We start from the raw sequence: 14,337 nt of genomic DNA, 5'->3' as shown, positions 1-14,337 counted from the left end.
TTATATCAGTTTGACGACGGAACTGTGACAGTCAATCGGCCGGTTCCGAATTTCCCAATTCATTCAATACTTCGGCAGCAAGAGACCGGGTAATTTTCGTGCCCCGCGACAGGGCCAGCCGGTCAAGCCTTTCGACGATTGTCTGGGCCGCGTTCAGCGACCGCTCCATCCGGTTCACGATATAAAGCACGAGTTTGTCATCAATATAAAGCTGCCGGTCGGCGAAGAGCTTGACGATCACCTGCGACAACAGCGCCTCATCGGGTTCGCCGATCTCGACGACGGTTGCCGCTTTCAGGCGCGAGCGCAGATCGGGCAGCAAAACCGGCCACGACATCGGCCAGAGACGGCTGGTGATCAACAGGCTGGTGCCGTTTTCACGGACGCTGTTGATGACGTGGAAGAGCGCATTGTCGTCGAAGCCGAGGCGGTCGGCGTCCTCGAACAGCACCGGGCCGGCGGCAGCGGCAACCGCCGCGTCAGAGCCAGGCTCGGGGTGGATGTCGACGGCGCCGCTCAATTCCCGCCAGATGCGGGCGAGATGCGATTTTCCCGAGCCGACGGGGCCGGCGAGAACGACGACCGGCGATGGCCATGCCGGCCAGGCATCGACGATCGAAACGGCGGCGGCGAGACGCTCCGAGATCAGGAGGTCGTCGCGCCCGCTTGCGGCATCGTGCGAAAAGACCAGCGGCAGCTGCTCTCCGGCCTTGCGCTTCGGATCAGCGTTTTTCACGTCATTCATTGGGAACTGATTTCGTCTTCCGGGCACTGCCACTCGGCGACCCGCCAAAATAAAGATCACTCTGAAGGTAGCGTGAAAGTGCGAAACGAACAAGGACGCCGACCGCCGCCGCCGCCGGCACGGCGACCAGAAGCCCGACGAAACCGAAGAGCGCGCCGAAGGCAAAGAGCGCGAACATCAGCCAGACCGGATGCAGGCCAACGCTGGAGCCGACGAGCTTCGGCTGCAGAATGTTACCTTCGAGGAACTGACCGCTGAAGAAGACAACGAGCACCAGGCCGATCCACGGATAATCCGGCCAGAATTGCACAAGCGCGACGCCGACCGCCAGCACGAGACCAACCATCGAGCCGACATAGGGAATGAAGCTGATCATGCCGGCGAAGAGGCCGATCAGCAGCCCGAAATTCAGCCCCACGAGAGAGAGGCCGACGGCATAATAGATGCCGAGGATGAGGCAGAGCGAGCCCTGGCCGCGGATGAAGCCGGCGATTGCCTGGTCGATCTCCTTGGCGATCTGGCGGACATCGCTGACATAATCGCGCGGGATCCACTGATCGACCTTGGCAACCATGCGGTCCCAATCAAGCAGGATGTAAAAGGCAACGACGGGGGTGACGACGAGCAGCGATATGACGTCGACGATCGCCTTGCCTGAATTCCAGATCTGCGCAAAGAGCCCGGTGAGGAAGCCCATGCCTTCCGACAGGATGCCCGAGAGATTGTCCTTGATCGTGCCCACTTGGTTCTCAACCCAGTCCGGCAGCAGCGAAGTCTGCGTGTGCGCGATGAACTGCTGTAATTGGCTGATATAACCCGGCAGACGTTGAGCGAAATCGTTGAACTGGCTGATCAGCACCGGAATGAGGATCATCAGCGCCAGCGCGAAGACGATCACGAAAGCGACGAGAATGCCGATGGTCGCCATCATGCGGCTCAGTCCCAGCCGCTGCAACCTGTCTGCCACCGGATCGAGGAAATAGGCGATCGCCATGCCGGCGACGAAGGGCAGCAGGATCGAGCTGAAGACGTAGAGAAAGACGATGAAGAAGACGAGCACCGCCAGCCAGAAGAAAATCTGACGTTTGAGACTGTTGCCGCTGACTTGCTGTGGCATTGCTTCCCCGCTGATCGCTCGTCGCCGTCTGACGCCGCATCCGATCCGAAGCGGCCATTGAGCACATAGGATGCAGGCGCAAAGATGGTCAACCCTGCCGCGCCGAATCCCGGAAAGGCCGGAAGAAGACGCGGGAAATTGGGGGCTTTCGCCAGGCAGCGCTTGCATAAAAGCCCCTGTCATGCAATTGCGACCGGCAGATGACGCGGCACGTTTGCCGCCTGAAATAGCCATCGGAGACCAGCATGAGCCAGTCTGGGAAAAACGGCCTGACATATAGCGATGCGGGCGTCGACATCGATGCCGGCAACCTGCTCGTCGAAAAGATCAAGCCGGCGGTACGCTCGACCCGCCGTCCCGGCGCCGATGGCGAGATCGGCGGCTTCGGCGGGCTTTTCGATCTCAAAGCGGCAGGCTTTACCGATCCGGTTCTCGTCGCCGCCAATGACGGCGTCGGCACCAAGCTGAAGATCGCGATCGATGCCGACTATCACGACACCGTCGGCATCGACCTCGTCGCCATGTGCGTCAACGATCTCGTGGTACAGGGCGCCGAGCCGCTGTTCTTCCTCGATTATTTCGCGACCGGCAAGCTCGACCCCGATCAGGGTGCGGCCATCGTCGGCGGCATCGCCGCGGGCTGCCGCGAGGCCGGCTGCGCGCTGATCGGCGGCGAGACGGCCGAAATGCCCGGCATGTATTCCTCCGGCGACTACGACCTCGCGGGTTTTGCCGTCGGTGCTGCCGAACGCGGCAAGCTCCTGCCCTCAGGCGATATTGCCGAGGGTGACGTAATCCTCGGCCTTGCCTCCTCCGGCGTCCATTCCAACGGTTTCTCGCTGGTGCGCAAGATCGTCGAATTGTCCGGCCTCGATTGGGATGCAACGGCGCCGTTTGCCGAAGACAAGAAGCTTGGCGAAGCCCTGCTCGAGCCGACCCGTATCTATGTGAAGCCGCTCCTCAAGGCGATCCGCGAGACCGGCGCCATCAAGGCGCTGGCGCACATCACCGGCGGCGGTTTCCCGGAAAATATTCCGCGCGTGCTGCCGAAACATCTGGCGGCCGAGATCGATCTTGCCGCCGTCAAGGTGCCGCCGGTGTTTTCATGGCTCGCCAAGACGGGCGGCGTCGAATCCAAGGAAATGCTGCGCACCTTCAACTGCGGCGTCGGCATGATCGCCGTCGTCGCCGGTGAGAATGTTGCGGCGGTTTCCGCCGTACTCGAAGCCGAGGGCGAGACGGTTGTCACGCTCGGCCGCATGATCGCTCGCGACGAGGGCGCTGCCGGCACGATCTACAAGGGCACGCTTGCCATATGAGCTCGCCGCGCAAACGCGCCGTCGTCTTCATATCAGGCAGCGGCTCCAACATGATGGCGCTGGTTGCGGCGGCAAAGGCAGCCGACTATCCGGCCGAGATCGTCGGGGTGATCTCCGACAAGACGGATGCCGGCGGGCTTGCCAAGGCGGCTGCCGAAGGCATCGCCACCTTCGCCTTTCCCCGCAAGGACTATGCCAGCAAGGACGCGCACGAAGCGGCGATCTTTTCGGCGCTCGACGAGCTTAAACCCGACATTCTCTGCCTGGCAGGCTATATGCGGCTGCTGACGGCGACCTTCATCCAGCGTTACGAAGGCCGGATGCTCAATATCCACCCTTCCCTGCTGCCGCTGTTTCCCGGCCTGCATACACATCAGCGTGCGATCGACGCCGGCATGCGGATCGCCGGCTGCACGGTGCATTTCGTCACCGAAGGCATGGATGAGGGGCCGGCGATCGGCCAGGCAGCCGTACCGGTTCTTTCCGGCGACACGGCCGAAAGCCTTGCTGCACGTGTGCTCACCGTCGAACACCAGATCTACCCGCAAGCGCTGCGGCTGTTTGCGGAAGGCCGTGTAACGATGGAAGACGGCAAGGCCGTCGGCGCGGAGGCTTCGACCGCCGCACCCAAGACCCAGCTTATTTCGCTGATCGGTGACCGCGCTTAGAGCCGATCGGCCTTTCATGGAAAGGCCGATCGGCTCTAAGCTTTTGTTTTTGCGCAATTCCGGACGGAAAACCGCTTCGCACTTTTCCTGGAATTGCTCTAAGCCGCCAGGGCCTGCAACAGATGCAGCGTGCCGTCGCTGTAGACGAAGCGGCCGGCGCGGAAGGTGGCGCGGATGCGGTTGATATCGCCCGGCTCGACCACGACCAGATCGGCGCGCTGGCCGATGGCGATCTCACCACGATCCGACAGGCCAGCGGAGCGGGCCGCATTGCCGGTCGCCATGGCAACGGCTGCCGGCAGGCCGCCTTCCACCATATCGGCAAGCTTGAAGATGCCGGGCACGAAGGCGGCCGGATGATAATCGGCGGCGATGATGCTCAGCAGGCCGGCGCTTGCGGCATCGAGCGCGCTGAGATTGCCCGACATCGACTGGCCTCGCAGTGCGTTCGGCGCACCCATCAGCGTCCAGAGACCGCGGCGGCGCGCTTCCTCCGCTGCAGGTGCGGTGACCGGAAACTCGCTGATGGTGACGCCGAGATCATGCATCTCGGCGACTTTTTCGACGCTGTCATCGTCATGCGAGGCAAGCGACAGCTTGTGCTTCAGCGACAGCGCGACGATCTCCTTCAGCTTGGCTTCGATGTCAGGATTGCTGCGCATGGCGATGCGCTTGGCAACGATCTCCGCCGCCATTTCCTCGGAGACGGCGCGGCGCTCGGAGATGCTGAGGATGTAGCTCTGCAGGTTGTTGTACTGGCCCTGGCCCGGCGTGTGGTCGGTGAGCGAAACCATGTCGATCTGATCGGCATTCAGCAGGCGCTCGAGTGCCGCGGCTGCGCCGACATTGGTGATTTCGTAACGGGCGTGGACGCGGTGGTCGATCAGCAGATCGTCACGCAGGCGGTTGATGCCTTCGATCACTGCCGATGTCGTCTCCAGCGAGCGGACGTGGCCGTAGACACTTTCGGTCGCAAAGGAGACTGCGGCAAACGCCGTCGTGACACCGGCAGCGGCAAGCTTCTTGTCGAGTTCGTGGATGCCGAAATCGATCGGCATCGTCGCGTTCGGCCGCGGGGCAATCTCGCGCTCGATCATGTCGCCGTGGAGATCGACGAAGCCCGGCATCAGCAGCCGCCCGCCGCCATCGATCGCAGCACCTGCGACCGGCTCCGCCCTGATCTCGGCGATGGCGCCATCCTCAACACGCACGGAACCTTCACTCACCACCTCGCTTGGGAGAACGAGGGTGAAATTGCTGAGCCACATGGGCTTTCTCCTGATCGCATCCGATGATTGACAAACCGCAGCGCATAGAACCGCTTCGTGACAACTGCATGAAGAACTTCCAAACTTCTTAGCCTTTTCGTTCTTGCTTTGCCATACTTGACCAATCAGTTGACCAAGTTTTGACATGACATTAGCTTAGAAACAAAATGGACGGTGGCTATGACGATCAAAGTGAAAGTGGCAGAGGCAAAAACGCATCTCTCGGAGCTTCTGACAAAGGTGGAAGCAGGCGAAGATGTGGTGATATCACGCGGCAACAACGCGGTCGCCCGCATGATCAAGATCGACGACCGTCGCCAGAGGCTCGACGCCATCCGTGCACTCCGCAGCGAACGGGCAGAACGCGCCGGAGCAACCGCGGCTGAAATTCAAGCCTGGCGGCGCGAAGGCCAGCGCTGATGCCGTTCGTGGTTGATGCTTCGGTTGCGGCAGCTTGGTTGCTTGCCAACGAGGAAAGCCGGACTGCCGAAGAAGCCTTGTCGTTTCTCGAAACGGAAGATGCCTTGGTGCCCGATCTCTTCTGGCATGAGATGCGCAACATCCTGTTGACCGCGGAACGGCGGAAACGCATCTCCAACGAGGATGTGCTCGCTTGTCTCATGCGACTCACCAGCCTGCCGCTGCGCACTGTCTCAAGCGAAGACCATCTTTCGATCCTACGACTTGCCGGAAAATATCAGCTATCGGCCTATGACGCCGCTTATCTGGCGCTCGCGGTCGCAGAGAACGTATCGCTTGCGACGCTGGACGCCAGACTGGAACGTGCAGCGTCAGCGGAAAATCTCGCCTTCGGGCTGGGTTAGAAAAGCGTTCCCCTGTTCAACAGCGCCCATTGCAGAAGCACGATCGTCTTGACGTCGAAGATCTCGCCGGTTTCGATCATCGTTGCCGCCTCGTCGAGCGGGATCTCGAGAACTTCGATATCCTCATGTTCCTCGTCCAGGCCACCGCCTTCGGCCACGCGATCGGCGGTATCGACGAGGGCTGCGAAGAAATGCATGACTTCGGTGACGGCACCCGGCGACGTATAGGATTTGAACAGGAAGCGCGCATCGCGCAGGCGATAGCCGGTCTCCTCCATCGCCTCGCGACGGATTGCCGCTTCGGGCTGGTCGTCATCGAGAAGGCCGGCCGGAACCTCGATCATCCAGGCGGGATCGCCGTTGAGATGAACGGCGAGGCGGAACTGACGGACGAGGACGACGAGGTCGCGCCTGGGATCATAAAGCAGGATACAGGCGGCCGGCGTGCGGTGGTAAACTTCACGCTTCAACCGCTGGGTTGCGCCCCTGCGGTCGATATAGTCGAGGAGGTAGCTGCTCAGCCGCGTCCACCCATTCGACAGGGTTTCCTCGCCGGCGATCTTCACGCGTGATTTCGGCTGCATCATGCTGCGTCCCTGCGAAGCCAGACCTTATTGTCATGCACGGCCGCCCCGCCATAGGGCGCGACAGGGTCGGCGCCGGTCAAGACGTTGATGCCTTCGCCGTCGACATGCGCCTTGTTCGGCCAAAGCCCCTCGGCGATCAGCACGCCGGATTTAACTTCGGTGGTGATGCGGGCGTGGATGCGCAGATCGCCGCGGCTGTTGCCGATGCGGACGAGGTCGCCGTGCGCGATGCCGTTGGCTTCGGCATCGCCCGGATTGATCATCACTTCAGGGCGGCCTTCCTTCTGGCGGGAGGTCTTGGTCTCGGAAAAGCTCGAATTCAGGAAGTTGCGCGCCGGCGAGGTGGCGAGTCGGAAGGGATGTTCGGAATCGGCGACTTCAATGACATCGACCTGATCAGGGAAGGCCGGAAGCGCGGCATGCGGCCCGAGCACGCCGATAGAAGCCGGGGGTTTGTTCGGCGCCGGCTGATCGATCCAGTCCGGGCGGAAATGGAACTTGCCATCCGGATGGGCAAAACCGTTCAGATAATGCGCCTCCTCGAAAGCGGGCTGACGATCGAACCATTTGTGTTCGAGGAAATGGTCGTAATCCGGCAGGCCGCTCGATTCCAGAATGCGGTCGACCATCTCCCGGGCAGTGAAGCCGAAGCCGGGGCGATCGGCGACGCCGAGGCGTTTTGCCAGTTCCTCGATGACGAAGAGATTGGTGCGCACGGTTGGCGGCGGCTCGACCAGTTTCGGCCCCAGCAGGATATGGTTCTGGCCGCCGGCGCGGTAGATGTCGTCGTGCTCGACGAACATCGTCGCGGGAATGACGATATCGGCGATCTCGGCCGTTTCGGTCATGAACTGCTCGTGCACGGCAACGAAAAGATCGTTGCGGGCAAAGCCGCGCCTGACGAGGCGCTGCTCGGGGGCGATGTTGGCGGGATTGGTGTTCTGGATCAGCATTGCAGTCACCGGGCCGCGATGGCGCAGCGCGACAGCGTCACCGGTCAGCACGCGGCCGATCTGCGACTGATCGAGCATGCGGACATCCGCATCCTTCATCGACCGGCCGGTCAGTTCCGTATTGTTCAAGCGGAAGATGTCGCTGTTCGAATGGAAGGCGCCGCCGCCCTCATATTGCCAGGAGCCGAGGACGGTGGCGATCGAGGCCGCCGCATGCATGGCGACCGCGCCGTTGCGCTGGCGGGTGAAGCCATAACCCAGGCGGAAGAAGGTCTTCTTCGTTGTGCCGACGAGGCTGGCGAAGGCTTCGATCTCCTCGACCGAAAGGCCGGTGACGGCAGCGGCCCATTGCGGCGTCTTGGTTTTCAGATGCGCTTCGAGACCCTCGGGATCATCGGCATATCTCGCCATGTATTCGCGGTCGGCATAACCGTCGCGGAAGGCGATGTGCATGACGGCGCAGGCGAGCGCGGCGTCGGTGCCTGGCCTGACGACAAGCGCCATGTCGGCCTGCTTCATCGTCGGATTGTCGTAAATGTCGATGACGACAATCTTCGCGCCGCGCTCCTTGCGCGACTTGATGGCGTGGGTCATCACATTGACCTGGGTCGACACCGCGTTGGTGCCCCAGATGACGACGCAATCGGTGCGGCCCATCTCGCGCGGATCGGGACCGCGCAGCGTGCCGGTCGCCATGGTGAAGCCGGTCCAGGCGGGGTTGGTGCAGATCGAGGAGAAGAAGCCGGAGTAACGCTTGGCATGACGCAGGCGATCGATGGAATCGCGCTGCACCCAGCCCATGGTGCCGGCGTAAAAATAGGGCCAGATCGCTTCGCTTCCGTCCCTTGCCTCGGACTTCACAAAGGCTTCTGCGATCTCATCCAGCGCATCGTCCCAGGAAATCTGCTGCCACTGCCCTGCCCCCTTGGCGCCGGCGCGACGCAACGGATGCATCAGGCGGTCGGGATGGTAGAGCCGCTCGGCATAACGGGCGACCTTGGCACAAATGACGCCCGAAGTGTAGGAATGGTCATTCGCGCCGCGCACACGGCCGATGCGGCCATCCTCCGATATCTCGACCTCCAGCGCGCAGGTGGAGGGACAGTCATGCGGACAGGCCGTGTGGCCCACCCTGTTGTCCGGCTTTTCTGATTTGGCGTGGATGGGGGTCGCAATGTTCATGGCATTTGTATATTCCAAGGCTTGCACGGCCAAAAGCCACAAAAATTTCCCATGACGCGAATTCATACGGACATCAGCGAAAATGAACTACCGCCACATCTATCACGCGGGCAACTTTGCCGATGTGCTGAAACATGTCGTGCTGACGCGGCTGATCCGTTACATGCAGAAAAAGGATGGCGGGTTCCGCGTACTCGACACGCATGCCGGCATCGGACTCTACGACCTCTCCTTGGAAGAAGCGCAGAAAACCGGCGAATGGCTCGATGGCATCGGCAAGCTGATGGAGGCAGAACTCGGCCCTCAGGTTTCCGAACTGCTGGAGCCCTACCTCTCGGCGATCCGCGAACTCAATCCTGAGGGCGGCATCCGTTTCTATCCCGGCTCGCCGAAACTTGCGCGCATGCTGTTCCGGCCGCAAGACCGTCTGTCGGCGATGGAACTGCATCCCGAGGACTACGTCAGGCTGCACCGGCTGTTCGAGGGTGATCACCATGCCCGCATCACCGAGCTTGACGGCTGGCTGGCGCTCGGCGCGCATCTGCCGCCGAAGGAGAAGCGCGGCATCGTGCTCGTCGATCCGCCCTTCGAGGAAGAGGACGAATATCAGCGGCTGGCCGAAGGGCTGGAAAAGGCCTATCGGCGCTTTCCCGGCGGTACCTATTGCCTGTGGTATCCGCTAAAGAAGGGCGCGCCGATCAAGGAATTCCATGAGAGGCTGCAGGCGCTCGACATCCCGAAAATGCTCTGCGCCGAACTTGCCGTTCGCAGCGATCGCGGCATTACGGGACTGACGGGCTCAGGCCTCGTCATCGTCAACCCGCCCTTCACGCTGAAGGACGAGTTGCACCAATTGCTGCCCGCATTGAAGGACCATCTGGCGCAAGATCGTTTCGCCTCGCACCGCGCCTTCTGGCTGCGCGGCGAAAACAAGGCGGTCAAGGACGATTGACCAGCTAATCGCCTTCAGGAATAGTCCGCGCCGCCGCAGTCCACAACCTCATCAGGTGTCCCATGAAGCTCCTTTGTTCGCCCGCCTCGCCCTATTCCAACAAGGTGCGGATGGCCGCACATTTTCTGGGGCTGGAGGTAAACGCCATCCGGGTCGACACCAATACCGGACCGGCTATCCTGGTGGACAACAATCCGCTCGGCAAGATCCCAACGCTGCTGACCGATGACGGGATCTCGATATACGACAGCGTGGCGATAATGCATTATTTCGACCGGCTGACGAAGGGCGGGCTCTACCCTTCCAAGAAGGGTAAGCGCACGGATGCGGAAATCCTCGAGGCGCTGTGCGACGGCATCTGCGACTGCCTGCTGGCGATCGTCTACGAGCGGCGCTTCCGCGACGAGGAAAAAATTCACCAGCCGTGGATCGACCGGCAGTGGAAGAAGGCGACGAGCGGGCTCGCTCATCTCAGCGCCAATCCGCCGAAAACAGGCAAGAAGCTCAATGGCGGACATTTCGCGCTGGCCGCCACGCTCGATTATCTCGAGCTGCGCTTCAAGGACCAGTGGGAAGCCGATCATGCGCCGCTGATCGACTGGCTTGCCCAGTTCGACAAGAAATTCCCTGCCCACAGCGAGCTCAAGTCTGAGGGCTGAGCGGGCTCAGCGTCTGGAGCAACGAGCGGACAGCAAAAAGCCGGGCGACGTGCCCGGCTTCTTTATTTGGAATGTTCAGTCGGCTTAGAACTTGACGCCGATACCGAGCTTGACGCTGTTCTCGTCGTAACCGCGCGAGAAGCTGCCGGAGTCGAGGTCGTAATCCTTGCTCTGGTAGTCGGTGTAGCGATATTCCAAGCGCGTCGTGATGTTGTTGGTCACGAAGGCTTCGACGCCGGCGCCGACCGTATAGCCGAAGTTCGTCTTGCTTTCGTCCGAAGTGTCGTCGGAAACCTTGACGTCGCCGATGGCAAGACCGGCCGTGCCGTAGAGCAGGAAGGGGTTCATGTCGTAGCCGACGCGGCCACGGACGGAGCCGTTCCAGCCATACTTGTTCTCGACACCGCCCGAGGAGACGTCGTCGCCGCTGTAGCCGAGATCGGATTCAACGCCGTAAACGATCTGGCCCTGCTGCCAGTTGTAGCCGGTGAAGACCTGGCCGCCGAAACCGTAGGTGTGGCGATCGGAACCGAAGTCACCCATGTTATAGGTGCCGGCGCCGCCGAGGTAGAAGCCTTCCCAGCTGCCGGCCGGCTTGACCGGAGCTTCCTGGGCGACCGGTGCTTCCGGAACCTGGTCGACGGCATCGGCCGCCTGAGCTGCCGAGACGCCCGCAATTGCAAAAACGGAGGCCATGAGGCCAGCAATGAGTACACGCATACTTAGTCTCCTTTCAGTCCCGCGCCGCTTACCATCTGTCTATCAGTGAAGCATTGGCGGGATATTGCCAGATGTCCCTTCCGGATCGAGATTGAAATTGGAACTGAAATGCGGATTTGAAAGAGCCAAATTGTGATATCATTGTGGCTGCGCCATGGCTGAAATTCGATGTTGCTTTGGCGCAACATACACTTTGTTAACCCTACCGAAGAGTTAAACTTAAAATACCTATTTTAGGAAATCGCATTCTTAAATAATACATAGAATATCCGGCTCTCGGACGCAACCGCAACGGCCTATTTATATAATCTCCGTCGGCCCCTATATAGTCTGCGGACAGACTCGCGGGATCAGAAGGCAAGATTTTGAACCACAAAAGACTTCGCTCGGCCCTTATAACAGGGGCCGCTAAAAGAATAGGCCGGGCAATCGCCGAAGACCTTGCTGCAAATGGCTTTTCCGTTGCGATCCACGCGAACGGCTCCATCGGTGAGGCCGAAGAGCTGGTGGCGGAATTGCGGCGAAAGGGACAAAGGGCGGTCGCGCTGCAGGCCGATCTTAGCGATCTCGGCGAAACGGGCGCGTTGGTCGCGAAGGCGTCGGAAGCGCTCGGGCCGCTCGATCTGCTCGTCAATAATGCGTCGGTCTTCCAGTATGATTCAGCGCGTAGTTTCAATGCCGCCACATGGGCATTGCACTTCGACCTGCATGTCCGTGCGCCCTCTATCCTTGCGGCGGCCTTCGCACAGCAGATGCCCGCTGAGGCAGCGGGGCTGATCGTCAATATTATCGATCAGCGGGTTTGGGCGCTGAGGCCCAGCTTCTATTCCTATACCCTCTCCAAATCCGCGCTGTGGACGGCGACGCAGACGCTTGCACAGGCTTTGGCGCCGCGCATCCGCGTCAATGCCATCGGCCCCGGCCCCTCGATGCCGAGCGAACGACAGAAGATGGAGGACTTCCAAGCGCAGGTCTCAGCCCTTATCTTGCAGCGAGGGCCGGCGCTGGAGGAATTCGGACAAACGATTCGCTTCCTTTACGACACGCCCTCGATCACCGGCCAGATGATTGCCCTCGACGGCGGCCAGCACCTTGCGTGGCAGACGCCCGATGTGGCGGAGATTACGGAATGAACGGACGAAAGCTGCCGGATGGCGGCGTTCTCTACGACGACACGGACGAGAGCGAAGACGATATCGAGGTGGAAGGCGACGCTTCCGTCGCCGCGCCGCTTGCGGCGACGGTCGATTGGAATGCGGGCAGCCTCAATGAAACCGGGCTCCTCGGCGCGGAACTGATCGGCGAATTCGTCAAGCGGCTGCCGAACAGCCCCGGCGTCTACCGCATGTTCAATGCCGAGGGCGACGTGCTTTATGTCGGCAAGGCGCGCAGCCTGAAGAAGCGCGTCAACAACTACGCCGTCGGCCGCGTGCATTCCAACCGCATCGCCCAGATGGTGCGCCAGACGGCGAACATGGAATTCGTGACGACGCGCACGGAAACCGAAGCGCTGCTCTTGGAAGCGAATCTGATCAAGCGCTTGCGGCCGCGCTTTAATGTGCTTTTGCGCGACGACAAGTCCTTTCCCTATATCCTCATCACCGGCGACCACCGGGCGCCAGCAATCTTCAAACATCGTGGTGCGAGAGCGCGAAAGGGCGACTATTTCGGACCTTTTGCTTCGGCCGGCGCGGTCGGACGGACGATCAACTCGCTGCAGCGCGCCTTCCTGATCCGCACCTGCACCGACAGCGTCTTCGAAACGCGCACGCGACCCTGCCTGCTCTACCAGATCAAGCGCTGTTCCGGGCCGTGCACCCACGAGATCAGCGATCAGGGTTACGGCGAACTGGTGCAGGAGGCGAAGGACTTCCTGTCCGGCAAGAGCCAGAAGGTGAAGTCGCATATGGCCGAGGCGATGAACCAGGCGGCCGAGGATCTCGACTTCGAGCGGGCGGCAATCTATCGCGATCGCCTGGCGGCATTGTCGCATGTGCAGAGCCACCAGGGCATCAATCCGGCCGGCGTCGAGGAGGCTGACGTCTTCGCCATCCACCATGAGGGCGGCATCTCCTGCATCCAGGTGTTCTTCTTCCGCACCGGCCAAAACTGGGGCAACCGCGCCTATTTCCCGAAGGCCGATCCGCAGCTTTCGAGCGCCGAAGTGCTGAACTCGTTCCTCGCGCAGTTCTACGACGACAAGCCGGTGCCGAAGCAGATCATGCTGTCGCAGACGGTGGAGGAGCTGGAGCTGCTTGCCGCCGCACTCAGCGAAAAAGCCGGCCACAAGGTTTCCATTCTGGTGCCGCAACGCGGCGAGAAGCGCGATCTGGTCGACCATGTCGTCGGCAATGCACGCGAGGCGCATGGGCGAAAGCTTGCCGAGACGGCGTCGCAGTCGCGGCTGCTCGAAGGTTTCAAGGAGACGTTCGGGCTTGCCTATGCACCGCAGCGCATCGAGATCTACGACAACTCGCATATTATGGGCACCAATGCGGTCGGCGGCATGGTGGTCGCGGGGCCGGAAGGTTTCGTCAAAAACCAGTACCGCAAGTTCAACATCAAATCGACCGACATCACGCCCGGCGACGACTTCGGCATGATGAAGGAGGTGATGACGCGGCGGTTCTCGCGGCTGATCAAGGAGGAAGGCATTCCTGACCGGGCGGTGCAGGTGGCCACGCCCGATGCCGCCGACATGCCCTTCCCGACCTGGCCCGATGTGATCCTCATCGACGGCGGCCAGGGGCAGATGACGGCGGTGCGCGCGATCCTTGCCGAACTCGGCATCACCGACAGCGTGACGGCGATCGGCATCGCCAAGGGCGTCGATCGCGATGCCGGGCGCGAACGCTTCTTCCCGCCGGGGCGCGAGAGTTTCACGTTGCCGCCGCGCGATCCGGTGCTCTACTTCATCCAGCGTATGCGCGACGAGGCGCACCGTTTCGCGATCGGCTCGCATCGGGCACGTCGCAAGAAGGAAATGATCAAGAACCCGCTCGACGAGATCGGCGGCATCGGCCCATCGCGCAAACGCGCGCTACTCCAGCATTTCGGCACGGCAAAGGCGGTTTCGCGCGCCGCCCTGTCCGACTTGATGGCGGTGGAAGGCATATCGGAGGCCGTCGCCAAGCAGGTCTATAACCATTTCCACGACGACGCCGCGAAATAACCGGCGTCCGTCGCAAATTCCACGCAAAGGCGGTGAAAAGACAGAAAGAATGTTGACGGTCCGCGGCCAAAGCCGTCATCTACCGCGTCGGCCCGAGCATGATGCGGAGGTTCTAAAGTGTTACAGCGTCCTTGGCTCGTCTGAAAAGGCGCGCGGCGCTGTAGCGGTGCA

Annotated in this window: 14 protein-coding genes; 8 read left to right on the top strand and 6 right to left on the bottom strand. The window is 61.3% G+C overall.

Going from position 1 to position 14,337, the window contains the following annotated elements; genetic code table 11:
• Window positions 1-31: 31 nt before the first annotated feature.
• Window positions 32-745 carry a DnaA regulatory inactivator HdaA gene (gene hdaA / locus GFM02_RS11880; protein ID WP_020049391.1) on the bottom strand — a complete coding sequence of 238 codons (714 nt, stop codon included), beginning with the start codon at window positions 743-745 and terminating at the stop codon, window positions 32-34.
• On the bottom strand, window positions 738-1,862 hold the full coding sequence (locus GFM02_RS11875) for an AI-2E family transporter (protein WP_020049390.1): 1,125 nt from the start codon (window positions 1,860-1,862) through the stop codon (window positions 738-740). Before GFM02_RS11875 ends, hdaA begins: the two co-directional genes overlap by 8 nt.
• Before the next feature lie 245 nt (window positions 1,863-2,107).
• Here GFM02_RS11875 and purM point away from each other — a divergent pair, with 245 nt between their 5' ends.
• On the top strand, window positions 2,108-3,181 hold the full coding sequence (gene purM, locus GFM02_RS11870) for a phosphoribosylformylglycinamidine cyclo-ligase (RefSeq protein ID WP_020049389.1): 1,074 nt from the start codon (window positions 2,108-2,110) through the stop codon (window positions 3,179-3,181).
• On the top strand, window positions 3,178-3,849 hold the full coding sequence (gene purN / locus GFM02_RS11865; protein WP_020049388.1) for a phosphoribosylglycinamide formyltransferase: 672 nt from the start codon (window positions 3,178-3,180) through the stop codon (window positions 3,847-3,849). The genes purM and purN overlap by 4 nt, the downstream gene beginning before the upstream one ends.
• A gap of 98 nt (window positions 3,850-3,947) precedes the next feature.
• On the opposite strand, the gene GFM02_RS11860 is transcribed toward purN, so the two are convergent.
• Complete coding sequence (locus tag GFM02_RS11860; protein ID WP_020049387.1) at window positions 3,948-5,117, bottom strand: alpha-D-ribose 1-methylphosphonate 5-triphosphate diphosphatase; 1,170 nt, start codon at window positions 5,115-5,117, stop codon at window positions 3,948-3,950.
• Between the two features lie 180 nt (window positions 5,118-5,297).
• On the opposite strand from GFM02_RS11860, the gene GFM02_RS11855 reads away from it, so the two are divergent.
• Complete coding sequence (locus tag GFM02_RS11855) at window positions 5,298-5,537, top strand: type II toxin-antitoxin system Phd/YefM family antitoxin (RefSeq protein ID WP_017959842.1); 240 nt, start codon at window positions 5,298-5,300, stop codon at window positions 5,535-5,537.
• Window positions 5,537-5,941 carry a type II toxin-antitoxin system VapC family toxin gene (locus GFM02_RS11850; RefSeq protein WP_020049386.1) on the top strand — a complete coding sequence of 135 codons (405 nt, stop codon included), beginning with the start codon at window positions 5,537-5,539 and terminating at the stop codon, window positions 5,939-5,941. The genes GFM02_RS11855 and GFM02_RS11850 overlap by 1 nt, the downstream gene beginning before the upstream one ends.
• Here the strand turns inward: GFM02_RS11850 and GFM02_RS11845 are convergent.
• Window positions 5,938-6,528, bottom strand: a complete 591-nt coding sequence (locus tag GFM02_RS11845) for an NUDIX domain-containing protein (RefSeq protein WP_168321776.1) — start codon at window positions 6,526-6,528, stop codon at window positions 5,938-5,940. The two genes, GFM02_RS11850 and GFM02_RS11845, sit on opposite strands and share 4 nt — an antisense overlap.
• Entirely contained in the window at window positions 6,525-8,729 is a 2,205-nt protein-coding gene (locus GFM02_RS11840) for a molybdopterin oxidoreductase family protein (protein ID WP_026265133.1), read from the bottom strand. Before GFM02_RS11840 ends, GFM02_RS11845 begins: the two co-directional genes overlap by 4 nt.
• Before the next feature lie 16 nt (window positions 8,730-8,745).
• Here GFM02_RS11840 and GFM02_RS11835 point away from each other — a divergent pair, with 16 nt between their 5' ends.
• The gene (locus GFM02_RS11835) at window positions 8,746-9,615 is read left to right on the top strand and encodes a 23S rRNA (adenine(2030)-N(6))-methyltransferase RlmJ (protein ID WP_020049383.1); all 870 of its coding nucleotides are present in this window, start codon (window positions 8,746-8,748) and stop codon (window positions 9,613-9,615) included.
• Between the two features lie 62 nt (window positions 9,616-9,677).
• A complete protein-coding gene (locus GFM02_RS11830) occupies window positions 9,678-10,274 on the top strand; it encodes a glutathione S-transferase (RefSeq protein WP_168321775.1) in 597 nt (198 codons plus the stop codon).
• An 84-nt stretch (window positions 10,275-10,358) separates the two neighbouring features.
• On the opposite strand, the gene GFM02_RS11825 is transcribed toward GFM02_RS11830, so the two are convergent.
• Entirely contained in the window at window positions 10,359-10,994 is a 636-nt protein-coding gene (locus GFM02_RS11825) for an outer membrane protein (protein WP_020049381.1), read from the bottom strand.
• Window positions 10,995-11,359: 365 nt separating this feature from the next.
• Between GFM02_RS11825 and GFM02_RS11820 the strand changes: the two genes are divergently transcribed.
• A complete protein-coding gene (locus tag GFM02_RS11820; protein WP_020049380.1) occupies window positions 11,360-12,127 on the top strand; it encodes an SDR family oxidoreductase in 768 nt (255 codons plus the stop codon).
• The gene (gene uvrC, locus GFM02_RS11815) at window positions 12,124-14,166 is read left to right on the top strand and encodes an excinuclease ABC subunit UvrC (RefSeq protein ID WP_020049379.1); all 2,043 of its coding nucleotides are present in this window, start codon (window positions 12,124-12,126) and stop codon (window positions 14,164-14,166) included. Before GFM02_RS11820 ends, uvrC begins: the two co-directional genes overlap by 4 nt.
• Window positions 14,167-14,337: the final 171 nt, after the last annotated feature.

It is taken from the genome of Rhizobium leguminosarum bv. viciae (genome assembly GCF_012276115.1).
In the GTDB taxonomy this organism is placed as follows: domain Bacteria; phylum Pseudomonadota; class Alphaproteobacteria; order Rhizobiales; family Rhizobiaceae; genus Rhizobium; species Rhizobium leguminosarum_T.
This window is presented reverse-complemented; position numbering and strand designations above follow the sequence as displayed.

Excerpts from the sequence above, each read along its gene's own strand:
- GFM02_RS11855 (WP_017959842.1), top strand. The coding sequence starts at position 5,298 with ATGACGATCAAAGTGAAAGTGGCAGAGGCAAAAACGCATCTCTCGGAG.
- GFM02_RS11830 (WP_168321775.1), top strand. The coding sequence starts at position 9,678 with ATGAAGCTCCTTTGTTCGCCCGCCTCGCCCTATTCCAACAAGGTGCGG.
- purN (WP_020049388.1), top strand. The coding sequence starts at position 3,178 with ATGAGCTCGCCGCGCAAACGCGCCGTCGTCTTCATATCAGGCAGCGGC.
- GFM02_RS11835 (WP_020049383.1), top strand. The coding sequence starts at position 8,746 with ATGAACTACCGCCACATCTATCACGCGGGCAACTTTGCCGATGTGCTG.
- uvrC (WP_020049379.1), top strand. The coding sequence starts at position 12,124 with ATGAACGGACGAAAGCTGCCGGATGGCGGCGTTCTCTACGACGACACG.
- GFM02_RS11840 (WP_026265133.1), bottom strand. The coding sequence starts at position 8,729 with ATGAATTCGCGTCATGGGAAATTTTTGTGGCTTTTGGCCGTGCAAGCC.
- GFM02_RS11850 (WP_020049386.1), top strand. The coding sequence starts at position 5,537 with ATGCCGTTCGTGGTTGATGCTTCGGTTGCGGCAGCTTGGTTGCTTGCC.
- hdaA (WP_020049391.1), bottom strand. The coding sequence starts at position 745 with ATGAATGACGTGAAAAACGCTGATCCGAAGCGCAAGGCCGGAGAGCAG.
- GFM02_RS11845 (WP_168321776.1), bottom strand. The coding sequence starts at position 6,528 with ATGATGCAGCCGAAATCACGCGTGAAGATCGCCGGCGAGGAAACCCTG.
- purM (WP_020049389.1), top strand. The coding sequence starts at position 2,108 with ATGAGCCAGTCTGGGAAAAACGGCCTGACATATAGCGATGCGGGCGTC.
- GFM02_RS11860 (WP_020049387.1), bottom strand. The coding sequence starts at position 5,117 with ATGTGGCTCAGCAATTTCACCCTCGTTCTCCCAAGCGAGGTGGTGAGT.
- GFM02_RS11875 (WP_020049390.1), bottom strand. The coding sequence starts at position 1,862 with ATGCCACAGCAAGTCAGCGGCAACAGTCTCAAACGTCAGATTTTCTTC.
- GFM02_RS11825 (WP_020049381.1), bottom strand. The coding sequence starts at position 10,994 with ATGCGTGTACTCATTGCTGGCCTCATGGCCTCCGTTTTTGCAATTGCG.